This window comes from Thetidibacter halocola, assembly GCF_018224955.1.
Taxonomy (GTDB): Bacteria; Pseudomonadota; Alphaproteobacteria; order Rhodobacterales; family Rhodobacteraceae; genus Thetidibacter; species Thetidibacter halocola.
This window is the reverse complement of sequence record NZ_JAGTUU010000003.1, coordinates 367,043-389,350: the sequence shown is the minus strand read 5'-3', so window position 1 is coordinate 389,350 and position 22,308 is coordinate 367,043. Positions and strand designations below refer to the sequence as shown.

The window sequence follows — 22,308 nt, the reverse complement described above, 5'->3', positions numbered from 1 at the left end:
GTGCGGGGGCTGGCCCCCGCCGAACCCATCGCCGCCACAGGCCCAGCCGCCGACAGGAGCTGACCGATGCCCACCGAAATCCTCATGCCCGCCCTCAGCCCGACGATGGAGGAAGGCACGCTGGCGAAATGGCTGGTCAAGGAAGGCGACACCGTGTCCTCCGGCGACGTGATCGCCGAGATCGAGACCGACAAGGCCACGATGGAATTCGAGGCGGTGGACGAAGGCACGATCGGCCGCATCCTCGTCGCGGAGGGCACCGAGGGCGTTAAGGTGAACACGCCCATCGCGGTGCTGCTTGAGGACGGTGAGTCGTCGGACGACATCGCCACTGGTTCGCCCGCGGTCACCGCGCCGAAGGCGCAGACCGCCGCGGCTGCGGAGGCGGCCCCCGCAGGGGGCCCCGACAAGGCCGCCCCTGCCCCGGCATCACCGGACAGCGACCGCGTCTTCGCCTCGCCCCTCGCCCGCCGGATCGCGGCGCAAAAGGGCGTCGACCTCGCGGCGGTCAAGGGATCCGGTCCACATGGCCGGATCGTCAAGGCCGATGTCGAAGCCGCGACGCCCGATGCGGCCGGCGCGCCGCAACCCGCCGCACCAGCCCCGCAAGCCGCGGCGCAACCCGCAGCACCGCGCAGCGCGCCCACGACCCCGGCAGGTGGCGTGGCCAAGATCTACGCCGACCGTCCCCATACCGAGATCCCGCTCGACGGCATGCGCAAGACCATCGCCGCCCGCCTTACCGAGGCCAAGCAGACGATCCCGCATTTCTACCTGCGCCGCTCGGTTCGACTCGACGCGCTGCTGGTCTTCCGCGCGCAGCTGAATGACCAGCTCTCGGCACGCGGGGTGAAACTGTCGGTCAACGACTTCATCATCAAGGCCTGCGCCGCCGCGCTCCAGCAGGTGCCCGCCGCCAACGCGGTCTGGGCCGGCGACCGCATCCTGCAGCTGACCCCGTCCGACGTGGCCGTGGCGGTGGCGGTCGAAGGCGGCCTGTTCACCCCGGTCCTGCGCGATGCGCATCAGAAGTCCCTGTCGGCGCTCAGCGCCGAGATGAAGGACCTCGCCACCCGCGCCCGCGACCGCAAGCTGGCGCCGCAGGACTACCAGGGGGGCAGCTTTGCCATTTCCAACCTGGGCATGTTCGGGATCGAAAGTTTCGATGCGGTCATCAACCCGCCGCATGGCGCGATCCTGGCCGTCGGAGCCGGGGTGAAACAGCCGGTCGTGAACGAGGATGGCAGTCTCGGGACGGCCACCGTCATGTCTCTGACCCTATCGGTGGATCACCGGGTGATCGATGGCGCGCTGGGTGCCGAATTGCTGGCGGCCATCGTCGGTAACCTCGAAAACCCGCTGGCCATGCTGGCGTGACAAGGGCGGGGCACACCCCCGCCCGCCACACGGTCAGTCATAGTGAGTTCCGGCGACAGCGTCCCGCAGTCACCCACTGTTTCGCACCGCCCAAGCGTCAACGCGTGCCCAGCAACTGGTCCATGCTGATCGATGGCTGGTCGCAACCCGCCTCGCCCACGATCTTCGCCGGAACGCCGGCGACGGTCTTGCACGGCGGCACCTCCTGCAACACCACCGAGCCCGCCGCGATGCGCGAGCAATGGCCTACCTTGATGTTGCCCAGCACCTTGGCCCCGGCGCCGATCAGCACGCCATTGCCGATCTTGGGGTGGCGGTCTTCCTCTTCCTTGCCGGTGCCGCCGAGCGTGACCGAGTGCAGCATCGAGACATTGTCGCCCACCACGGCGGTTTCGCCGATGACGATGGAATGGGCGTGGTCGATCATGATGCCCTTGCCGATCTGTGCAGCCGGATGGATGTCGACGCCGAACACCTCGGACGACCGCATCTGGAAGAAATAGGCCAGATCGCGCCGGCCCTGCTTCCACAGCCAGTGGGCCACGCGATAGGCCTGCACGGCCTGGAACCCCTTGAAGAACAGCAGCGGCTGCAAGTAGCGATGGCAGGCCGGATCGCGTTCATAGGTGGCCACGATATCGGCGCGGGCCGACTGCGCCAGATGGGACTCGGCGCCAAAGGCCTCGTCGCAGATCTCGCGCAGGATCTGTTCGGTCATTTCGCCATTCGCCAGCTTCAGCGATATGCGATAGGCCAGCGCCCGCTCGAGCGAGGGGTGATGCAGGACCGAGTAATGAACCATGCCGCCCAGCAGCGGCTCGTCGGCCACGGCCCGGTCGGCCTCCATCAGGATTCGGGCCCAGACGGGATCGACTTCGGCCAGTTTCGCGCGTTTTTCCGCCATCGGTCTTCTCCTTTGACGCAGCGACTGTAGCAGATAGGCTTTCACGCGTGAAACGCAAATCGGTGATGGGGGCGATCATGGGTGACGTTGAATGGCGCGCGCTGATCGCAGCGCGGCTGGCCGAACTGGAGGCGGACGACGCGCGCGGCCGCGAAGCCCGCGGGGTCGTCGAACTGGACCAGCAGGCGGTGGGGCGCCTGTCGCGTCAGGACGCGCTGCTGTCGCAATCGATGGCCAAGGCGGCGACCGCACGCCGCGAGGGCGAACGCCGCGCCCTGATTGCCGCGCTGCACAGGCTGGACGCGGGCGACTACGGCCATTGCGAGGATTGCGGAGAAGAGATCCCCGAGGCCCGGCTGACGCTCGACCTGACCGCGATGCGCTGCGTGTCCTGCGCCAGTGGCTGACAGCTTTGCCAGGTTGCATCCAGGAAACTGATGCGAAGGTCGACGGGGACGAGGGCAAGACGATTCAGCCGTGGTGTCGGCCTGCGCGGACGGCACGCTCCAGCAGGGCGTCAATCACGGCCCGCATCGCATCGAGCATCTCTGGATCGCCAAGACGCACGGCCGCCACGCCCGGCCCGGCAGCCCCCATCAGCGTGCCGTTGCCCCAGTCGCGATGCACGCGGCCCATGCGCTTGCGATAGCGGTCGGCGGCCTCTGCCTGCGCGACGAGGCGGCGTGCGGCGGCCTCGCGCGCCAGCGGCGGCAGGGGCAGGATCGCCCGCGCCGCCGCGATAACGTCGCCATGCAAGACCGGTCTCATGCCACGCTCAACACGGCAAAGGCACCGGGGCCGAACCGCGCCGATATCTGCGCAACGGAAAGGTCATAGCCCCCGGTGACGGCATCCGCCGCCTGCAAGGTTGCGTTATAGTGCCATTCCGGCGCGGTAGTCTGAACCTCGCGCACAAGGGTTCCGCCAAGCGTGACGCGCAGCAGATAGGTTTCCGCATCCTCGCCAAGGGGCACCTCGTACCCGTCCCAGCCATCGCCGTCGATCCGCGTCCGCCGCACCCAGCGGAAGGTGGTGCCCAGTGGGTTGCTCTCGGCGCGCAGATGGGCCGGGCGATAGGGCCGCAGCCCGTTTCCGGCAAAGCGCGCCACGCGGTGGACAAAGGTCGGATCGTCGTAGCCTCGGCGGGCGGGTCCGATGCGGTAATGCCGCTCGACCCCGCGTTGTGCGGCCGCCAGCGCGATCTGCGATGGTGTGCCGTCCAGCAGCACGACTATCGATCCGGCCGGCCAGACCGGCGGCATCACACCGTCGCTGCCCGCCTGCCCGCGCAGCCGATGCGACAGCCGCCAAAGCCCCGGACCAACCAACTGCGCGTCTCGGAACTGGAACAGCTCCCACCGGTCCAGCGTGCCGTCGCCGATGGCCATCAGGTTGCCGCCGGACAGCAGGGCCGTGTCGGTGATGGATTGAAGCGCGCCGGACGCCAGCCGCACAAGCAGCCCCTCGCCCCGGTCGACTAGGCCCGGCCGTGCCGACGAAAGAGGCGTTTCGGTGAGGCCGATTGCCGATTGCGCCGCGACCACGCCGTTGAGCGTGTAATCCTCGTCCGCGGCCGCGTCGTAGATCGCCACCGGGCCTGTCCATGGCTGCGCCGTGACCGCGAGGTGCGGCGCGTGGGGCGCCTCGTCACCGCGCATCAGCGGCAGGTCCAGGAAGACCGGTGTCGGCGGCACTACTGGGACGACGGCGCGCAGCGCGCCACCCTGATCCGGCATCTCGGACGGGCTGTAGACATCGGGCTCGATCCGGACCGCCTCGACGATCTGCCGGTCGGTTACGTCGATCCGGTCGATGCGCGCCAGGATCGGGCCCGATTTCGACGGCAGGCGCACCACGTCGCCTGCGCCCAGGTCCAGCCACGAGGGCGGAAGGGCAAAGCGCAGCGTGTCGCGGGCGACGCGCGCCTCGGCAAGCCAGCGTTCGGCGGTCTGCCGCCCTTCGGCGCGTGTCAGGGCCAACGGCAGGTCGGTCTCGGCGATCGCATGGGTCGCGTCATCGGGTAGGACGGTTTCCTCTGTCGCGGCCTGGTGATCGGCATCCGCAAGAACGAAGCCCACGCGCACCCGGCCCGCCATCTCGGCCTCACTGGCGCGGGTCTCGACGATGTCGCCCTCGAGTTCGTCGCTGAGCGCGAGGAAGTCCGGGTCGATCTCCTGTGCGGAAACCCTGCTTCGCATGCGGAAGACCAGCACGCCGTCGCGCTCGACCGCGTCGAACCCATAGGCAAGCATCAGCGGCTGCAACGCCCGGCGCGCATCGCCATTGTCCGGAACGACGAAGCCCCGGACGAACCCGTGCAGGCCCTGCGTGTCGATCTGCGTCAACCCGGCCCGTGCGCAGATCTCCTCGACGACCGAGGCCAGCGTCCGCCCGCCGATCCGCCCGGTGATCCAGTGACCGTGACGATAGTTGCCGCCGTCGCTCCACAAGGCCTCGTTGCCCGGGAACCAGGGATAGGGGCGCGCGTCCCAGGCCCAGACGAAGGCGCGCGTCATGTCGATCATCGGACCGGCGTAGACCTCGGATACAGGATTGCGCACCGCATCGCCCCAATAGTCCAGCATGGCAGTCAGATACTGATGCTGGATCAGGTCGTCTCGCATCCCGTTCGAGAAATGTGGCAGATCGCTTTCCGAGCTTTTGGGATCGACAAAGCGGTTCGGCTGGTTCGTGCCCTTGTCGACAGCGGCACAGCCCAGTTCGGTGAACCAGACCGGTTTCGACCGCGGCTGCCAGGCGGTCGGCGTCTCGGAACGCAGGCCGCCGATCCGTTCGTGATGCGGGTTCGTCCACCAGCGGCGGATGTCCTTGTAGCGAAAGACCCACGGCTCGGCATGGGCTCCGTCGGTGATGGGTGTGCGCAACTGCGCCGCGCGGTCGGCGTCAGAGGCATAGAACCAGTCGAACCCTTCGCCACCCTCGATGTTGGATTTCAGGTAGTCGGCATCGTGGATCGCGCCCCAGCCGGCATCCGCATGGTCGTCGCCATCCCGCCAGTCGGACAGCGGCATGTAGTTGTCTATCCCGATGAAATCGATGTTGGCATCGGCCCAGAGCGGATCGAGATGGAAATAGACGTCGCCCGACCCGTCCTGCGGCTGGTAGCCGAAGTACTCGGACCAGTCGGCGGCGTAGCCGATACGCACATCTGGACCCAGGATCGCCCGGCAAGCCGCAGCCAGCGCGATCAGCGCCTCGACCGCGGGAAACCCGCTGGCCCCACGGATCTGCGTCAGGCCGCGCATCTCGGAACCGATGCAGAAGGCGTCAACGCCGCCCGCCGCCGCGCAAAGCGCCGCCTGGTGCAGGATGAACCGGCGATATCCCCACTCCTGCGGACCGGAATAGGACACAGTTCCGTCGCCAACGGTGAAATCGGCGGCCGTCGCGCTGCCAAAGAAGGACTCCACCTCGACATCGGCCGCGGTGGTGCCGTCTGGGCTGCCGGGCTGGCCAGGCGCCGCGCTCAGGGTGATGCGACCGCGCCAGGGCAGACCCGGCTGGTCCGGGCCGCCGGTCCAGGGATCGCTCAGGCCGTTGCCGTCCAGTTGATCCATCAGGATGAAGGGATAGTAGAGCACGGCAAGACCGTCCTGCGTCATCCGGCGGATCGCCTGGACGACCGATTGGTCGGTCGGTGTGCCGCCATAGACTGGCCGGTCATCGAGCGACGGCACCGAAGCGGCGTCCGCACGGGTCAGCCCGGCGACACTCCACGGCATGTCGCGCCCGTCATGTTGCGTCTGTTCCACCTTGGGTCGGATGCTGCAGAAGCCGCAGCGCAGGTCGTCGCCGAACCAGCTGACCACAAGCGACGCCGCCTGGCAGCCGGGCGCCTCATCCTTGAGATGGCGCAGAGAGGTCAGGAAATCCGCCTCTTCGCTGGGCGTGTTGACATTGGCGACCCCGGAACCGCCGGAATTGAAGGACAGACCTAATGGAAGTTCCGCCTGCTGGGCGTGATCCATGAACACGGGCCGGGTCGCCAGCGCGTATTCGCCCGAGCCCGGGATGATCGCCACGCCCGGCAAGCGACGGCACAGGCCCTCGGCCCGCATGTCGGGCCGAGTCACCTCGCAGCTGAACTGCGGGATCCGGTTGCCGAAACGGCCTAGGTCGAGATCCTCGATCACAACGTAGGCGGTGCCGCGATAGGCTGGCGCCTGGCCGGGCCCTTCGACGGCTTCGATCGTGGGATCGGGCAACTGGTCCTCGGTGCCGCGATAGACACGCATCGTCAAATCGCGCGGTGCCAATTCCACACCATCGGCCCAGATCCGCCCGACAGAGGCGATCTCGCCCTCGCACAGCGCAAGGGCCAGGCTGACTGAATAGCTGTATTCACGGATCTTCGGCTGGCGCGGAGCACCCTTGCCGCCACCCCCGCGCTTCGAGACATGCTCGCTGAACTCGGTTGCCCAGATCACATGGCCGCCGACCCGCATCCGCCCGAAGACCTGCGGCACCGGCGCCCCCTCGCCTGCGCTGGTGATGCGGAACCGATCGACGCGACCGGTTTCGACCGCGTCGGACCCCTGCCCCATCAGCCGCTGATCCAGCATGCGCCCCATGGAGGCGCCAACGAACCGGCCGACCGCCGTCATGGACAGGCCTAGGACAGACCCGCCGATCGAGCCACCAATTGCCGCACCAGCGGCGGAAAGAAGGATTGTCGCCATCACTCTTGCTCCAATGGAACGGCAAAACGTGCCACCATGCGCCGCGCCCAGGGGGCGCTGAGGGCGCATTCGACGACGCCATGTCCGTTGTAGGCATGCACGAACGCAGGCTGCGGGCCGGTCCGCGTCTGGATTCCCAGGTGTTTGGCCACCGCGCCGTCCCGCATGCGGAACAGAAGGACATCGCCCGCGAAGGGCTGATCGAGCGGACGAACCACCAGATGGGCCAGCGCCGCACGCCACAGCCGTTCGTCACCCTGCGGTTCGGACCAGTCCATGGAATAGGGCGGCACGGACACCGGTTCCGGACCGATGACCTCGCGCCAGACTCCGCGCAACAACCCCAAACAGTCGCAACCCGCCCCCTTGACCGAGGTCTGGTGCAGGTAGGGCGTTCCGATCCAGGACCGCGCCGCGTCGACCATCGCATTCATCGCCGGCTCCCGCCGCCAAGAGCCCGCGACTGGCCCGGTGTCACGAGGATCCAGTCCTCTTCGGGGAGGTCCGGAAAGCCACGGAAGTTCAGCGTGTTACCGAACTTGGCACCACAGGTCTCGAACCGCTTGTCGCAGCCCGCCTCGATCCGCGCCAGGTCGCCGGGCTGCGGCGTCGCGCGCAACGGCTCCCACAGCTCGATCAGTCGCTGGCCGTCCAAGATGCGGTCGCGCTTGATCGCCGCGCTCAGCCCCATCGCAGCGCCGCTCTGCACGATCAGGCGCCCACGCTGGAACCATCCTCCCGCAAAGGCCGACAGGTCACCGAAATCAAAGGCGCGGTTACCTTCAATCGTGACCAGCGGCCCTTCATGGATGAAACCGGACGTATCGAGGTCGAATCGGCACGACCGGTCGCCCAAAACCGCCGAACAGGGTTTCTGGAAAACCCGCCCCACGGGTCGGTTGAGCGCATCGGTCAGGCCACGCAATTCCGCATGAAACGCCCCCGCGCCACGCCGCACCTCGCCGATATGGCCGCGAAAGACCACGCGCCGGGCAGAAACATCCGCCCAGTTGACAAGCCAGGCGACCACCTCGGCACCATCGAAGCGGCCCGCGGCGATATCCTCTTCTCGGATGGCGCTGTCCGAGAGCGCGCCCATGGCTTCGGTGTTGTCGACCGCAAGCCCGGTTGCCTGCTGCAAGGCGCGCGCCGTCAAGCCGCTGTCGGCCCTGAACACCAAACCATCGAAATTTAGCGGGCAATCGTGATCGGTAAACCCAAAACGGACACCGTCTCGCCGGGTCACGGCCCAGGCCCGTGCAACTGTTGCGAGACCCGCGGCAAGGTGCGCGTGCAGCGCCTTCGCGCCCGGCATCAAACCCGAAGCTCCAACACGGGCACATCCGGCACCTGCCCGGCGCGAAACGTGGCGACGCTGACGGCGATCCGGTCGGTATCGAACCGCACCGGCACGTCGAACTCGAACCCGGCGGCGATCTGCACTCCAATTGCTGGCGCAACAGCAAATGTCACGATCCCCGTCGTGGCATCGACCGAGACAGCGCCTGCATCCTGTTCCTCACCGTTCAGCGCGATGCGGACGCTGCCTGCCACCGGCTTGGCGATGGGACGCAGATAAGCTGCCTCGCCCGAGGCATATGTCTTGGCCAACGCGAACCCCGTGGTCGTCCCGTCGCCCTGCCCGATTACCTGGTCGGTGGCCCCAGGCGCCTGCGAGGGAGGACATGATTTGAAGTCGCTCCAATCCTTCCAGCGGAACCCGAACATCTGGCCGCGCCGCGCCTCGAAAAACGCAACCAGCTCGGCAACGTCATCCAGCGACCGCAGACCCAGACCCGCGTCATAGCGGCGGCGCGAATGCGCCCAGGGCGTGTTGCGCTCTTCATAGCCGCTGGTCAGTTGCACGATGTCGGTGCGCCGCTCCGGCCCCCCGACCGAGCCAAAGCTCAGGTCGGTCGGAAATCTCACCTCGTGGAAAGCCATCTCGTCCTCCGCTTACCGGTTGCGCGCGCCCTGGCTCAGCATTCGCGACATCTGCGCCGCGATCTGGCTCTGACTGCGCTGGAACCCCTTCACATCCGGGGTCTGGATGTTCATGACGACCTGCACCGGCGCGCCGCCCGAGCCCTGTGCGCGCACGCCCAGCTTGCCGTCGGGGCCGCGGGTCAGCGGCATGATCGCCTCGGGGCCTGCCTCTCCCATCAGGCCCATGCCGCCCCGCATCGGAAAGCTGACAGGACCGCTGACCACGCCACCCGTCGCAAACGGCATCACCCGCCCCTGCGAAAAGCTGCCGCCATCCGCGAAGGGCGAGAACGACCCGAACAGCTTGCCGAGACCGCCGGCGATCATCCCACCGAAATGGTCTGCCACCGGGCGCACAGCCGCCTTCCACGCCGCGTCGATCATCGAATTGGCCACGACCCCCAGCGCGTCGGATAGTTTCATACCATCCAGGACGACACCGTCGATCGCCCGCGACAGCCCGCGACTCAGGGTGCGGTCCAGCTTGGTCGCACCGTCCCCTGTGGCCGAAAAGGTCTGGTGGATCCGTTTCAGCTCGGCGTCAAACTGCGCCGCCATGCCGATCGCTCCTCCCAGCGAGGTTTCCAGCGCGTCGATCCCGCCGGACAGATCCTCGATGATGTCGAAGTCGCTCATCCGCGTGCTCCTTCTGCTGTGTCGGGAAAGGCGGCCATCAACTCGTCAAGCCGCGTCCGTCCCATCGGTCTGGCGCCTGTCTCCTCGCCCAGCAGCAGACGCAGCTCGGCCGGGGTCAGCGCCCAGAAATCATTTGGTCTCAGGCCAAGGCCGCGCATCCCGGCGCGCATCAGGACCGGCCAGTCAAACCCGTCCATGGCTATCCTCCGGCAACATGAAGGCCCGGGCCAGCAGTTCCGCGGCCGCCCGCGCCGCCGCCAGCGGCCCGCCCTCGATCTCGGCGGCGGTCAGGTCGGTTGCCCGCCCCTGCCAGCCACCGCCACGCAGGCCCGCGACGATCAGCGCCAGCACGTCGCGTGTGCTGAAACGTCCTGCCTCGAACCGGCGCACCAATTCGACCAGAGACCCGCTCTCCAGCCCCGCTTCCAGTTCGGCCAGTGCGCCCAGTGTCAGCCGCATCACGTGCGGCTGACCGTCCAGCACCAGCGTCACCTCTCCCCTCCACGGATTCGCCATCAGTTCACCGGCGCCGCCGCAAAGTTCAGCGCCCCCGCCGAGGCCAGCGCGACCTCGTAGGTCGCCTCGCCGTTATGCGAGCCGGCATATTCGATCGACGTGACCTGGAACCGGCCCTCGACCGTGCCGAAATCCGGGATGATGACCTGGAAAGAGGGCGTTTCGCCGTCAAAGAAGATCTGCCGCGCGCGTTCGTCTGTCGCCGCGTCTTTGAACACGCCGGAACCGCTGATGTTGGCCGACTTGACGCCCGCGCCGGCCAGCAACTCGCGCCAGCCGCCCTGGCTTTCCAGCGTGGTCACGTCCACCTGGTCGGCGTTGAAGCTGATGCGCGTCGCGCGCAGACCTGCCATCGTTGTGAACTGGCCGGTGCCGTCGATATCCACCTTGACCAGAAGGTCCTTTCCGTTCTGAGCACCCATGTTTTCGTCTCCTGCGTTGAGTCCATTTCGGGCCTCGGCCCGGATCAGCCCGCGACCGCGTCCTCGACGCGTGCACGAAACACCATGTCAATCTGCCGACGCTTGCCCGACTGCCGCCGCGCCACCGCCTTCTGGAACCACAGCCCCACCAGCCGGCCACGGCTCAGGGTCAGGTTCGCGCCATGCAGCGCGTCGCTGATGGCGCCGGCGGCATCCTTGGCGGACTGGAACCCGGCGCTTTCGGTCACGACGGAAACCGTGAACCGGTGCCAGGCACCGTCGCCGTCTGCGTCACTTGCATCGACCGCCGTTTCCGGGCCCAGAGACACGAAGAGGCTGGGCAGGTCGCCCTTGGGCAACTCGTCAAAGACATTGCTGCCCACCAGCGCTGTCAGCACCGCGTCGCCCTGCAAGGCCTGGTAGACCGCCGCCTGGAGCGCGCTTGCCACCGCATAGGTCATGCCGCGATCTCCTCCTTGCATTGGCATTCCAGGAACATCGCGCGTGCATCCGCCTCGCTCACCGCCTCGATGGTGAAGACGCGGCTGCCGTTGCGGAACCGCTGGCCTGGAACAGGCCGGTTGGAATGGCCCACAGGGGCCGCGCGCACCGTGATCAACGCAGCGGTGACGGACACCGTGCCGCCGACAGCGCTGGCGAAGCGACCGAAGCGCGGGTTGATCTCGGCCCAGAGCGTTCCCAGCGCCGACCAGCTTTCGGTATAGCCCCCGGCGCCATCGGGCAGCTGCACCGGCGCCTCCAGGATCAGCCGGCGGGTCAGGTTGGGCCGGCTCATGCGCCCAGCCCCAGCCGCACCGGGCGGTAGCGCTGCAGCAGCGCCGTCACGCCGAACGGCATGCAACCCTGGCTCAGTGCCGTCTCGTCCCGGTATTCGTAGTAATGCGCTGCCAGCAACAGCACCGCCTGCCGCAGATCGGCCGGGACATCGTCGAACGCCGGACCATAGCCTGCGTCGAACCGGATCTCGGCCGACCCGCCCGAAGGGATCGTCGGCAGGCTCATCCCCACCGGCCGCAGCCGGGGTGTGAAACTGTCCTTCTGCAGACGATAGCGCGCCGGGCTGATCACCGTCTCGACGCCGTAGGCATCGACGATGGTCACATCCGCGATCGCCGAAACCGGCGCAACCGGCAGGACCTGCCCCTCGCCGTCGCGCCACACGTGCACCGTGAGCACGAACCGGCGCGCGATCAGCACGCTCGAACACCGGGCCTCGACCGCCGCCATCGCCGCCCGCAGGAACGAGGCCAGCACCGCGTCCTGGACGTCATCCTCGGCAAAGCCGCTCCCCAGACGCAGATGCTGCTTCAGCGCGTCGACCGGGAGGGCCGCTTCGGGCACCTGAGTTTCTTCCACCAAGATCATGTCTTTTCTCCGAAATCCCGTCCTGGCCTCCGCGATCGGGGCCTCGAGGTCGGGCACGCGCCGCTCACGCCGCTTCTGCGGAGGGGAGCTGCTGGACGGCGTGACCGCTCACGCGCGTGCCCGGGGACACGGCAAGGACCTGCACCCTCACCGCATCCGTCTCATTGGCGATCAGACGCCGCTTTGCAGCAGCTTGATCGCGGCAAAGTCGCTCACGTCGCCGCCCACGCGCTTGGTCGCATAGAACAGGACATGCGGCTTAGCGCTGAACGGGTCGCGCAACACGCGCACGTCCGGGCGCTCGGCGATGGTGTAGCCGGCCGAGAAGTCGCCGAAGGCGATGGGGAAGTTGCCCGCACCGATATCCGGCATCTGCTCGGCGATCAGCACCGGGTAGCCTAGCAGCTGCGCCGGCTGGCCGCTCGACAGACCGTCGGCCCACAGGTGGCGGCCATCGGCGTCCTTGACCTTTCGCAGCGCGCCGGCGGTCTTCGAGTTCATCACGAAGGTCGCCTTGGCGCGGTACTGCGCACCCAGCGCATAGACCAGGTCGATCAGAGAGTCGCTGTCACCCACCAGGTTTGCATCGGCCGAGGTCACCGTGCCGATAGACCCCCAGGCCCACGAGTCATTGTCGACCTTGGCATGGCTCAGGAAGCCTCGCGGCTTGTCCACGCCGTCGCCACTGATGAAGGCCGCGGCCTCGGCACGGGCAAACTTGTCGGCGATGCGACCGGCCAGCCAGGCCTCGATGTCGAAGGCCGTGTCGTCCAGCAGGCGCTGGCTGATCTTCGGCATCGCGTTGAGTTCATAGAGCGGGATCGAGATGCGCTCGATGGTCGGCGTGCCGGTTTCGGCGGTCGGGTTGGACTCGTTGGCCCAGCCTGCGCCGGTATCGTTCTGGTCGATCAGCACGTCGAACGAGGTCGCCTCGACATTCACGACGTTCGAGATCGCGCGGATCGACGCGGTCGACGCCAGGACCGACTTGATCGTGTCAGCGGTCCTGGGATCGACGAGGTAGCCGCCATCGGCGTTGATCGCGGTCGACATCGCCTTGCCTTCCAGCTCGATGCCGCGCAACGCGTCATCGTCGCCAGAGCGCAGATAGGCGTCGAACGCCTTCTGATGGGGGGCCTCCACCGCGGTGCAGGTGGACAGTGCCGGGCGCGCCACGCGGGCGTTCTTGTGATCAAGCATGGTCAGTCGCTCTTCCTGTTTCTGAAGCTTCTGTTGAAGGTCGGCCTGCATGGCCTTGAAGTCCCCGATCAGTCCCGCCATCGCGGCACTCACCCGGACGACCGGAGACAGATCTTCCCCGGTCCGAGACTGGGTCCCGGTTTCGTTCATCTTTGCATCCCTCTTTGGTTGCCCTACCGCGTCGCTACTTGGGGGCACGAGTGAGTGGCGCGCGTCAGTCGCCCGCCAGGTTCCGGCGCAGCCCCTCCAGGGTCTCCGCCAAGTCGCGAAGCTCCGCGTCCGCTGGGTATTCGCCCTTGGATGCGACCCGCGCACTGGGCAGCATCGGGAAGGTCACGAGCGACACCTCCCAAAGCTCCAGTTCCGTCAAGAGCCGCTGGCCCTTGTCATTCTTCGTGGCCTTCAGCGTGCGATAGCCGATGGACAGCCCGTCGATGGCGCCCGCCGCGATAAGGGCGGCAGCCTCGCGGCCCTTTTCCACGCTGTCCAGCAGACGACCCTTGACGTAGAGGCCGCGCGCATCCTCGCGCACCGTCTCCCAGACGCCGATGGGCTGCGCCGGATCGTGCTGCCACAGCATCTTGACGGCACGATCCTCCTCGATCAGCCGCTTGAGGCTGCGGGCATAGGCGCCCTTGGCAACGATGTCGCCTCCCTGGTCGACTGCGCCGAACAGGCTCGCGTAGCCCTCGATCTTCGTGCCGTCGACCACCGTCACCTCGGCGTCGAAGCTGCAGAACTTGTGTTCCAGATCCATGTCCGTTCCCTCTTACTGCGCGCCCGGAAGCGCGTTGAGAAATCCCTGGAAGGCCTGCGTCAGGATCACCGCAGCAACGCCGTAGACGGTCAGCCACAGCCGCCGCTCCAGCCGCTCGATCAGCGCCTCCATCCGTTCCAGCCGCGCGTCGATGGCGTCGAACTGCAACTTGCTCAGCCGCTCATGCGCCTCCAGCTTCAGCCCCGGCGCACAGGCAAAGGACTCCGACACTCGGCGCATATCAGTCACCGGCGCCGTCCTCGGCCAGTGCGGGCAGGCCCAGCATCCGGCGCTTCTCGGCCTGCGTCAGGAAATCGGCGGTGGCCACGCGCGCCCATTGCGCGTCGCGCTCGGTTGCCAGCGCCGGCACCTGGTCGAGATCGGGCTTTAGCTCCACCTCCTCGCCCACGAAATCCGACAGCCAGCGGCCAACGCTCGCCGTGACCCGCGTCGCCAGCGGCAGCACCGTCAGGCGATAGAAGGCCCGGTGCGCCTCGGCATAGTTGGCATAGGTGGCCTCGCCCGGGATCCCCAGCAGCATCGGCGGCACGCCAAAGGCAACCGCGATCTCGCGCGCAGCAGACTCCTTGGTCTTCTGGAACTCCATGTCGCTGGGCGAAAAGCCCATCGGTTTCCAGTCCAAACCGCCTTCCAGCAGCATCGGACGGCCCGCATTGCGTGCGCCCTGGTGGTTGGCCTCGACCTCGGCCACCAGACGCTCGTATTGCTCGGTGGTCAGGTTCGACTGCCCGTCGACACCCTTCCACACGATCGCACCCGAGGGCCGCGCGGCATTGTCCAGCAGCCCCTTGCTCCAGCGCGAGGCCGAATTGTGCACGTCCACCGCCTGCGCCGCCGATTGCAGTGGCGACAGCCCGTAGTGATCGTCCTGCGGATGGAAATTCTTGATGTGGCAGACCGGGGAAACCGGCCCCGTCACGTCGAACCGCAGCTTGCGCGCGCCCACCGCGTATTCATAGGCCACCGGCCAGCCATCCGCGCCGGGCACCACGCTCATCCGGTCCGACCGCAGCACATGCAGCTCGAAAGGCAGCCCCGCCTCACCCGCCACGGCCTCCAGGTATCCGTCACCCGACAGCAGCAACTGACCATACAGCGCCTCGAACAGCTCCGCCCGCCCCTGCGCCGGGTTCGGCTTGGTCAGCAGGCGCAGCACCGGGTGATCGGCATAGCGCGTGGCGGTATCCTGGAGGACCAGCGGCAACGCCGAGGCCGCCTCGGCGATCAGCTTGACCGCGCGAAAGCCCACCGGGTTGCCGGTGAACGCCTGTTTCGTCAGCGAGACCGTGTCCCGCGGCGTCCACGCCACCCGGCCCGAGCTCACATGCGCCACCAGCGGCCCCGTGGCCGAGGCCTTGGTCTCGACCGAGGCCACAGCCTCGCCCTTCCCACGCCGCAGAAAATCGAAAACCATCGCGCCTTGCTCCTTTTCCTCGGGTCGCCTGAAGCGGTGTCCTTGGGCGGGTCTTTCCGCCGTTGTGAGGGTTGTAGGAGACTGGGCTTAAGAGGCTTTCACGGCACCGCACGGTGGGTGCGCAACACTGAGAATCTTTGTTGAGCCCATCTAAAATTAAGGCTAAATGAAAGAGCTTTCATATTTTGCTTCATACCACCGACGAGGAATCCTAATGGACCTACGGGCGAGTTTAGATGACTTACTAAAAGCAGTACGCCTATTTTCAGCTGCTGCTGTCATTATCGGCTATACGGTTGCTAGCGGCATCGCTCCAGTCAAAATAAAAAATTCGATCGAATTTGAACAACGCATCATGATGGATCGTTGGTGGGCCGGTGACGAAGACGGGACTATTATGGCTTTGAAACACGGAATTCTTCTAACAGGCAAAGCTGCTATTCTTAGAATCGACGATACTTGGTATGGATTGGCTTTTGTTGAAGAGCCCGCCGTCGAAGTGCCGTTCCTTCAGAACTTGCTTACTGCTAGCTTTGCCGCTGTCTCGGCAATGTGGGTGGCTGCTTCCACAGCCGCATTGGTTGCGCTCTTGGGTTTTGCAGCTTTAGCATATTTCGTCTTTATTTAACCTGAGCCGCGCAAGTATTTCCATCAATAAACCCCACCCTCTGCCCACCGTATTGAAAATTTTAGAGTTCCTAATCAACTAGCTACATTATGACAAATTGAAGAATGAAAGGCTGCAAGATCCATTTGCCGCAAAGAATTCGTTATCTCATGATAGAACAGGACCAAAACATTCGCCTTGGTCCTTGAAAATTGTAATTCCTCACCCTAACGTCCTTGCCCTCGGCGACGCCATCCCCCCCCGCCCCAGCATCAACTCCGTCACCGCCCAGACCAGCGCGTCCACCCGGTCCGGGCTGCCCTGCCCCTCGAAGCCGCGCTGCGTCATCAGTTGCATCTGCGCCTCCAGCCGCCCCAGACCCGCCGCGTGGAACACCCGGCCCTGCTCATACAGCGCCGCCACCGGCTCGGCCCGCGCGCTCTTGCCGTCCGAGGCATGCACCGCCTTCAGCGCCACGCCCGGGTCGACCTGTTGCAGCACCGTGCCCACCATCGCGCCGCCCTGGTTGGCCTCGTAGACCACCCGCTGCGCGTCCCAGCGCCGCGCCGCCTCGACTGCCGCCGTGGCCCATCCGGTCGGAGACACCCCCTGGACCGAGGCATCCTCCAGCACATAGGCGCGCCATTCATGCGGCTTGCCCTGCATGACCACACCGGCCACCACGATCCCGCATTCATCCGCCGCCTTGCCCGTCCCCGCCGGCGGATCGACCGCCACAACGACCCTATCCAGATCGGGAACCCGCCCCGCGGGCCGGAACATCTCGCGCGACCACAGCGCGCCATCGACCGTGTCGACCAGCACGCCGTCCAGTTCCTGCATCCCCAGCCGCGTGTTCGCATAGCGCGCCCGCACCTCCTCGAGGAAGGACTCCGCCAGGTGCGCCCGGTTCGCCTCGGTCGGCGCATGGGTCACCACCGAGGACGGCAGCTCCAGCAATTCCTTCAGCACATCGACATTGCGCGGCGTCGTCGTCACGCAGACCTTAGGGTCATCCCCCAGCCGCAGCCCGAATTGCAGCATGTCCCAGGTCTCGCGCGCCTTGGGCCATTTCGCCAGTTCATCCACCCAGGCGCCATCAAACTGCGGCCCCCGTAGCGATTCAGGGTCGAAGGCGGAATAGACCATCGCCTCCGCCCCGTTCGGCCAGACGAGGCAGCGCCGCGACGCCACCCATTTCGGTTTCCGGTCAGGCGGCGAACAGGCCATGATCCCGCTGTCGCCAAAGATCATCACCTCGCGCGCCTGGTCCAGCGTCTCGCCGATCAGCGCCAGCCGCTTGCAGCGCCCCGGCGACAGCGGCCGCGCGCCCTCGACCTGGGATCGCACCCATTCGGCGCCCGCCCGCGTCTTTCCCGCGCCGCGCCCGCCCAGGATCACCCAGGACCGCCAGAAACCATCCGGCGGCAGCTGGTGCGGATGCGCCCAGAATTCGAACAGGTAGGGGAGCGCGATGCGCTCCCCGGTGGTCAGACCGTCAAGAAACCTCTCCTGCACCGCAGCAGGCGCGGAGGCTATCAAGCTGGCACCGGACCGCAACGCATGCCTGTTCGAGGTCCAATCCGTATTCCCCGACGATTCCCTCTTCCTTGCGCCTGATGTCTTCAATCTCGGCCTCCGTTTCCCGCGACGCACGCAGCCAGTAGCGGATGTCCGCCATCAACTTCGCGTCCTCTGCACTCCTGGAAACTTCGCCCTGCCGGATCCGCGTTCTCAGATCGCGGATATCTTCGCGGATGGTCGCCAGCATCTCGGCGATGTCATCCCGTTCTGATTCCAGCCGTCTCAGGCGGCTGCTGGCCCGGATCAGCGTCCGGTCTTCGTTCTGCTCTTCCATGCTCGACACCTTTCTTGCCTGTAGGTCTCCCCTCCAGGTAAGCGGCGGTGATGCGGATCGGATCTTCGCCCGGCCTGTTCCACATGCCGACACGTCCAGCATGGATGGACGCTAGCCGCGATTGCCCTGTCTGTCAAAGCCACCAGCGAACGCAAATATCTGAAACCGTTTACCCTTTCTAAGGTGGCAATCAGATAGAAAACCGCATCGTTCGGTGCGCTTGCCGGGCGGGGCCGGCTCTGGCAAGAACGACCGCAATTGAGGAGGGTCGCATGCCCAAGCTCTCGAACCGCGTTGCGCGGCTGAACGAAGACGGCTCTGACGGGTGGGAGGTGTTCTATCGCGCCCGCGCCATGGTGCGCGACGGCCAGCAGGTCACCGAGCTCACCATTGGCGAACACGACATCACCACCGACCCGACGATTCTCGAGGCCATGCACCGGGCCGCTCGGGCGGGCCATACCGGATATGCCAGCGTGCCGGGCACCGATGCCCTGCGCGAGACCATCGCCGACCGGGTTCAGGCCCGCACCGGCGTGCCCACCACGCGCGAGAACGTGCTTGTCACGCCTGGCGGCCAGGCCGCGCTCTTTGCCGCGCACATGGCCGCCTGCACGCCGGGCGACGCGGCCTTGTTCGTCGATCCATATTACGCCACCTATCCCGGCACGATCCGCGCCGCCTCGGCCCATCCGGTCGCCATCCGCACCCGCGCGGAACGGGGTTTTCTGCCCGATCCGGCAGAGGTGCACAGGCTGGCCGCCGATTTCCGCGCCACCAGCCTGTTGGTCAACACGCCGAACAACCCGACCGGCGCAGTCTATCCCCGCCTCACGCTCGAGGCGCTGGCCTCCGTGGTGCAGGCGCGCGACATGTGGCTCCTGTCGGACGAGGTCTACGACACGCAGGTCTGGCAGGGCAGCCATCTCAGCCCGCGCGCCCTGCCCGGCATGGCGCGGCGCACGCTGGTGATCGGCTCGCTGTCGAAAAGCCACGCGATGACCGGCTCGCGCATCGGTTGGCTCGTCGGGCCGGAGGATGCGATCGGCTCCCTGATCGACCTCGCCACCTGCACCACCTACGGTGTGCCCGGCTATATCCAGGATGCGGCCGTCTTTGCCCTGTCACAGGGCGAATCCGCCGAACAGGCCGTTGCCGAACCGTTCCACCGCCGCCGCCAGATCATCCTCGACGCGCTGGAAAAGCAGGACATCGTCGGTGTCATCCCCTCCCAGGGGGCCATGTATCTGATGCTCGACATCCGCAAGACCGGTCTATCGGGCCGCGACTTCGCCGAACGCCTGCTCGATCAGCACCGCATCGCCGTCATGCCGGGCGAAAGCTTTGGCCGCTCCGCCGCCGGTCACATTCGCGTGGCCCTCACGGTCGAGGATGACCGCCTTTGGGAAGCCGTGCATACTCTGTGCGACTTCGCAAAGGGACTCGCCGATGCCTGAACGGCACTTGCGCCCCACTCGGGGCGGCATCCGCCGCCGAACCTCGACCGCGTGACCATGACCACGCCGGTTTCCTCCATCCGCAACCTCGGCCCGGCAACAGAGGCAGCGATGGCACGCGCCGGCATTCGCTCGGCCGAGGACTTGCGCGCCCTCGGTGCCGACCGGGCCTATGCCCGTCTGCTGGCCGCAGGCGAAAAACCCCATTTCATCGGCTATTACGTCCTGGTCATGGCGTTGCAGGGCCGTCCCTGGAACGATTGCAAGGGCGCCGAAAAAGCCGCCCTGCGGGAACGCTTTGACGCGATCAAGGCCGGCGCCGCGGGACAGGACGGCGCCCTGCCGCCCGACCTCACCGCCTTCCTGCGCGACTTCGGCATCCGCCCCTGACCCCGCCGCCAAAACAAAAAGGCGCCCCGCGGGGCGCCTTTCCGATCCGAGGAAGCGGTGTGGCTCAGCCCACCAGTTCGAGGCCCGAGAAGAAATACGCGATCTCTCCGGCTGCGGTGTCCGGTGCGTCCGACCCATGAACCGAATTTTCGCCAACCGATTCCGCGAATTCGGCGCGGATCGTGCCCGGGGCCGCGTCGGCCGGGTTGGTGGCGCCCATCACTTCGCGATTCTTCGCGATGGCGCCTTCGCCTTCCAGCACCTGCACGACGACCGGTTCGGACGCCATGAACTCGCACAGTTCGTCATAGAACGGGCGCGCGGCGTGAACCTTGTAGAACTCGCCGGCCTGCGCCTTGGTCAGGTGGATGCGCTTCTGCGCGACGATGCGCAGGCCCGCATCCTCGAACTTGGCGTTGATCTTGCCGGTCAGGTTGCGGCGGGTGGCGTCGGGCTTGATGATCGACAGAGTGCGTTCGATTGCCATGGGTTCGCTCCATTGTGACAGGCCGGACAAGCCCGGCCGATTGGGCGCGGCGTTAGCATGGGGCGCAGCGATTGGAAACCCCTTGCCGCGCCGCTGGCGCCCCCCTGCGGCCTCTGCTAAGCCGCGCCCATGTTGCGCATCGACTCCATCTCCTATTCCGTCGAGGGCCGCCCCCTGTTCGAGGGCGCCTCCGCCACGATTCCCGAAGGTCACAAGGTGGGCCTGGTCGGCGCCAATGGCGCGGGAAAGACCACGCTCTTCCGCCTCATACGGGGCGAACTGACTCTGGATGGCGGCGAGATCACGCTGCCCTCGCGCGCCAAGATCGGCGGCGTCGCGCAGGAAGTGCCCGCCACAGAGGTCTCGCTGATCGACACGGTTCTGGCCGCCGACACCGAACGCGCCGCGCTGATGGCCGAGGCCGAGGACGCGACCGGCAACCGCATGGCCGAGATCCAGACCAGGCTTGCCGATATCGACGCTTGGTCGGCCGAGGCGCGCGCCGCCACCATCCTGCGTGGCCTTGGTTTCGACCCGGAACAACAGCTGATGCCGTGCAGCGCCTTTTCCGGCGGCTGGCGGATGCGCGTGGCGCTGGCCGGCGTGCTCTTCGCCCGGCCCGACCTGCTCCTGCTGGATGAACCGACGAACTATCTCGACCTCGAAGGCGCGCTCTGGCTGGAAAGCTACCTCGCGCGCTATCCACACACCGTCATAATCATCAGCCACGACCGCGGCCTGCTGAACCGCGCGGTGGGCTCGATCCTGCATCTCGAGGATCGTGGGCTGACCTATTACGGCGTGCCCTATGACGGCTTTGTCCGGCAGCGCGCAGAAAAGCGCGCCCAGCAGACCGCCACGGCAAAGAAACAGCAGGAACGCCGCGCCCATCTGCAAGGTTTCGTCGACCGGTTCCGCGCCAAGGCCAGCAAGGCCAAGCAGGCGCAGGCCCGCCTGAAGATGATCGAGCGGATGGAGATGATCACCGCGCCAGAGGAGGCCGCCAAGCGCGTCTTCACCTTCCCCCAACCCGAGGAACTCAGCCCGCCGATCATCAATATCGAAGGTGGCGCAACGGGTTATGGCGAAAAGATCATCCTTCGAAAGATGAACCTGCGAATCGACCAGGATGACCGCATCGCGCTGCTGGGCCGCAACGGCCAGGGCAAGTCGACCCTGTCGAAACTGCTGTCCGGCCGCCTGCCGCTGATCGAGGGGCGCATGACCACCTCCAGCAAGCTGCGCATCGGCTATTTCGCCCAGCACCAGGTCGACGAACTTCACCTGGACGAAACGCCCCTGCAACACCTGCAACGCGAACGCTCCGGAACAGCGCCGGCGCAGTTGCGGGCGCGCCTCGCGGGCTTCGGCCTGATGGCGGCGCAGGCGGAAACCGAGGTCGCACGCCTGTCCGGCGGTCAGAAGGCGCGCCTGTCGCTGTTGCTGGCAACGCTTGATGCGCCACACCTGCTGATCCTCGACGAACCGACCAACCACCTCGACATCGAAAGCCGCGAGGCGCTGGTCGAGGCGCTCACCGCCTATTCCGGCGCGGTGATCCTTGTCAGCCACGACATGCACCTGCTGGGCATGGTGGCAGACCGGCTCTGGCTGGTCTCGGATGGTGGCGTGGCGCCCTACGAGGACGATCTCGACACCTATCGCGCCCTGCTGCTGATCTCTGAAAAGGACCAAAAGAAGGCTCAGAAACCAAACGATTCCAAACCGAAACGCCCGTCTCGTGACGTGATTCTCGAACTGCGGGCGGAGCTCCGCCGCTGCGAGGATCGCGTGACCAAGATCGAGGAGATGCGCGGCAGGCTGGCGAAAAAACTTGCCGATCCCGCGCTCTACGAGCCCGAAAAGGTGGGCGAGCTCGAGGTCTGGAACCGCAAATACGCCGAGGTCATGGAAGGCCTCGCCCGCGCCGAGGCCATGTGGGAGGCCGCTGCCGAGAAACTCGACGCCGCAGAAAGCGCGTAGCCGTTCACGCGACCGGTAACTGCCTTCCCCGATTTTTCCCGAGGGTCGGCACGTCGGCTATCCACGGGACGTGCCTACGGCGCGCCGCTGGGCCATCGCGCAAGGCCATGACCAAAGCCGCCTGACCTTGCCCGGCGTGCACTAGGCTCAGATGGACGACCATTTCGGCGACAGGATGTTCGACCGCTCGTCTTTTCCTGCTTCCGC

At 66.5% G+C, this 22,308-nt stretch carries 26 protein-coding genes; 6 read left to right on the top strand and 20 right to left on the bottom strand.

The features are described 5' to 3' along the window. The first annotated feature begins 66 nt into the window (after nucleotides 1-66). On the top strand, nucleotides 67-1,377 hold the full coding sequence (locus tag KB874_RS08910; protein ID WP_212536214.1) for a pyruvate dehydrogenase complex dihydrolipoamide acetyltransferase: 1,311 nt from the start codon (nucleotides 67-69) through the stop codon (nucleotides 1,375-1,377). A gap of 97 nt (nucleotides 1,378-1,474) precedes the next feature. On the opposite strand, the gene cysE is transcribed toward KB874_RS08910, so the two are convergent. Next, complete coding sequence (cysE, locus tag KB874_RS08905; protein WP_212536213.1) at nucleotides 1,475-2,281, bottom strand: serine O-acetyltransferase; 807 nt, start codon at nucleotides 2,279-2,281, stop codon at nucleotides 1,475-1,477. Between the two features lie 47 nt (nucleotides 2,282-2,328). Between cysE and KB874_RS08900 the strand changes: the two genes are divergently transcribed. Next, nucleotides 2,329-2,688, top strand: a complete 360-nt coding sequence (locus KB874_RS08900; protein WP_346346526.1) for a TraR/DksA family transcriptional regulator — start codon at nucleotides 2,329-2,331, stop codon at nucleotides 2,686-2,688. Nucleotides 2,689-2,752: 64 nt separating this feature from the next. Here the strand turns inward: KB874_RS08900 and KB874_RS08895 are convergent, their stop codons facing one another. The 16 genes from KB874_RS08895 to KB874_RS08820 all read right to left on the bottom strand — a co-directional run bounded on the left by KB874_RS08895 (nucleotide 2,753) and on the right by KB874_RS08820 (nucleotide 15,319). Continuing rightward, a complete protein-coding gene (locus KB874_RS08895) occupies nucleotides 2,753-3,049 on the bottom strand; it encodes a DUF7742 family protein (protein ID WP_212536212.1) in 297 nt (98 codons plus the stop codon). Beyond that, nucleotides 3,046-6,981, bottom strand: a complete 3,936-nt coding sequence (locus KB874_RS08890) for a baseplate multidomain protein megatron (RefSeq protein ID WP_212536211.1) — start codon at nucleotides 6,979-6,981, stop codon at nucleotides 3,046-3,048. The genes KB874_RS08895 and KB874_RS08890 overlap by 4 nt, the downstream gene beginning before the upstream one ends. Beyond that, nucleotides 6,981-7,415: a C40 family peptidase gene (locus tag KB874_RS08885; RefSeq protein ID WP_212536210.1), complete on the bottom strand. Its 435-nt coding sequence runs from the start codon at nucleotides 7,413-7,415 to the stop codon at nucleotides 6,981-6,983. The genes KB874_RS08890 and KB874_RS08885 overlap by 1 nt, the downstream gene beginning before the upstream one ends. Beyond that, nucleotides 7,412-8,296 (bottom strand): DUF2163 domain-containing protein, encoded by an 885-nt coding sequence (locus KB874_RS08880; protein WP_212536209.1) that lies wholly within the window; start codon nucleotides 8,294-8,296, stop codon nucleotides 7,412-7,414. The genes KB874_RS08885 and KB874_RS08880 overlap by 4 nt, the downstream gene beginning before the upstream one ends. Continuing rightward, nucleotides 8,296-8,925, bottom strand: a complete 630-nt coding sequence (locus tag KB874_RS08875; RefSeq protein ID WP_212536208.1) for a DUF2460 domain-containing protein — start codon at nucleotides 8,923-8,925, stop codon at nucleotides 8,296-8,298. The genes KB874_RS08880 and KB874_RS08875 overlap by 1 nt, the downstream gene beginning before the upstream one ends. 12 nt (nucleotides 8,926-8,937) lie before the next feature. After that, a complete protein-coding gene (locus tag KB874_RS08870; RefSeq protein WP_212536207.1) occupies nucleotides 8,938-9,603 on the bottom strand; it encodes a phage tail tape measure protein in 666 nt (221 codons plus the stop codon). Continuing rightward, a complete protein-coding gene (locus KB874_RS08865) occupies nucleotides 9,600-9,800 on the bottom strand; it encodes a rcc01693 family protein (protein WP_212536206.1) in 201 nt (66 codons plus the stop codon). Before KB874_RS08865 ends, KB874_RS08870 begins: the two co-directional genes overlap by 4 nt. Further along, the gene (locus tag KB874_RS08860; RefSeq protein ID WP_212536205.1) at nucleotides 9,787-10,119 is read right to left on the bottom strand and encodes a gene transfer agent family protein; all 333 of its coding nucleotides are present in this window, start codon (nucleotides 10,117-10,119) and stop codon (nucleotides 9,787-9,789) included. The genes KB874_RS08865 and KB874_RS08860 overlap by 14 nt, the downstream gene beginning before the upstream one ends. After that, complete coding sequence (locus KB874_RS08855) at nucleotides 10,119-10,541, bottom strand: phage major tail protein, TP901-1 family (RefSeq protein WP_212536204.1); 423 nt, start codon at nucleotides 10,539-10,541, stop codon at nucleotides 10,119-10,121. Before KB874_RS08855 ends, KB874_RS08860 begins: the two co-directional genes overlap by 1 nt. Before the next feature lie 44 nt (nucleotides 10,542-10,585). Next, nucleotides 10,586-11,002, bottom strand: a complete 417-nt coding sequence (locus tag KB874_RS08850) for a DUF3168 domain-containing protein (protein WP_212536203.1) — start codon at nucleotides 11,000-11,002, stop codon at nucleotides 10,586-10,588. Continuing rightward, a complete protein-coding gene (locus KB874_RS08845; protein WP_212536202.1) occupies nucleotides 10,999-11,337 on the bottom strand; it encodes a head-tail adaptor protein in 339 nt (112 codons plus the stop codon). The genes KB874_RS08850 and KB874_RS08845 overlap by 4 nt, the downstream gene beginning before the upstream one ends. Beyond that, nucleotides 11,334-11,927, bottom strand: a complete 594-nt coding sequence (locus tag KB874_RS08840) for a head-tail connector protein (protein WP_212536201.1) — start codon at nucleotides 11,925-11,927, stop codon at nucleotides 11,334-11,336. Before KB874_RS08840 ends, KB874_RS08845 begins: the two co-directional genes overlap by 4 nt. A 171-nt stretch (nucleotides 11,928-12,098) precedes the next feature. Further along, nucleotides 12,099-13,277, bottom strand: coding sequence for a phage major capsid protein (locus KB874_RS08835; protein WP_212536200.1), 1,179 nt, complete (start codon nucleotides 13,275-13,277; stop codon nucleotides 12,099-12,101). A gap of 64 nt (nucleotides 13,278-13,341) precedes the next feature. Next, on the bottom strand, nucleotides 13,342-13,884 hold the full coding sequence (locus tag KB874_RS08830) for an HK97 family phage prohead protease (protein ID WP_212536199.1): 543 nt from the start codon (nucleotides 13,882-13,884) through the stop codon (nucleotides 13,342-13,344). A gap of 12 nt (nucleotides 13,885-13,896) precedes the next feature. After that, a complete protein-coding gene (locus KB874_RS08825) occupies nucleotides 13,897-14,124 on the bottom strand; it encodes a GTA head formation protein, RCAP_rcc01685 family (protein WP_212536414.1) in 228 nt (75 codons plus the stop codon). Between the two features lies 1 nt (nucleotide 14,125). Continuing rightward, nucleotides 14,126-15,319 (bottom strand): phage portal protein, encoded by a 1,194-nt coding sequence (locus KB874_RS08820; protein WP_212536198.1) that lies wholly within the window; start codon nucleotides 15,317-15,319, stop codon nucleotides 14,126-14,128. 214 nt (nucleotides 15,320-15,533) lie between these two features. Here KB874_RS08820 and KB874_RS08815 point away from each other — a divergent pair, with 214 nt between their 5' ends. Beyond that, the gene (locus tag KB874_RS08815; protein WP_212536197.1) at nucleotides 15,534-15,947 is read left to right on the top strand and encodes a hypothetical protein; all 414 of its coding nucleotides are present in this window, start codon (nucleotides 15,534-15,536) and stop codon (nucleotides 15,945-15,947) included. Nucleotides 15,948-16,148: 201 nt separating this feature from the next. Here the strand turns inward: KB874_RS08815 and KB874_RS08810 are convergent, their stop codons facing one another. Both KB874_RS08810 and KB874_RS08805 read right to left on the bottom strand, forming a co-directional pair. Beyond that, nucleotides 16,149-17,444: a DNA-packaging protein gene (locus KB874_RS08810; RefSeq protein WP_346346525.1), complete on the bottom strand. Its 1,296-nt coding sequence runs from the start codon at nucleotides 17,442-17,444 to the stop codon at nucleotides 16,149-16,151. Further along, nucleotides 17,425-17,784, bottom strand: coding sequence for a hypothetical protein (locus KB874_RS08805; RefSeq protein WP_212536195.1), 360 nt, complete (start codon nucleotides 17,782-17,784; stop codon nucleotides 17,425-17,427). The genes KB874_RS08810 and KB874_RS08805 overlap by 20 nt, the downstream gene beginning before the upstream one ends. A 272-nt stretch (nucleotides 17,785-18,056) precedes the next feature. Here KB874_RS08805 and KB874_RS08800 point away from each other — a divergent pair, with 272 nt between their 5' ends. Beyond that, complete coding sequence (locus tag KB874_RS08800; RefSeq protein WP_212536194.1) at nucleotides 18,057-19,241, top strand: pyridoxal phosphate-dependent aminotransferase; 1,185 nt, start codon at nucleotides 18,057-18,059, stop codon at nucleotides 19,239-19,241. Between the two features lie 57 nt (nucleotides 19,242-19,298). Further along, nucleotides 19,299-19,631 carry a TfoX/Sxy family protein gene (locus tag KB874_RS08795; RefSeq protein ID WP_212536413.1) on the top strand — a complete coding sequence of 111 codons (333 nt, stop codon included), beginning with the start codon at nucleotides 19,299-19,301 and terminating at the stop codon, nucleotides 19,629-19,631. A 64-nt stretch (nucleotides 19,632-19,695) separates the two neighbouring features. Here KB874_RS08795 and ndk read toward each other — a convergent pair whose 3' ends face one another. Continuing rightward, complete coding sequence (gene ndk, locus KB874_RS08790; RefSeq protein ID WP_212536193.1) at nucleotides 19,696-20,118, bottom strand: nucleoside-diphosphate kinase; 423 nt, start codon at nucleotides 20,116-20,118, stop codon at nucleotides 19,696-19,698. A 129-nt stretch (nucleotides 20,119-20,247) separates the two neighbouring features. On the opposite strand from ndk, the gene KB874_RS08785 reads away from it, so the two are divergent. After that, nucleotides 20,248-22,101, top strand: a complete 1,854-nt coding sequence (locus KB874_RS08785) for an ABC-F family ATP-binding cassette domain-containing protein (protein WP_212536192.1) — start codon at nucleotides 20,248-20,250, stop codon at nucleotides 22,099-22,101. Nucleotides 22,102-22,308 lie beyond the last annotated feature (207 nt).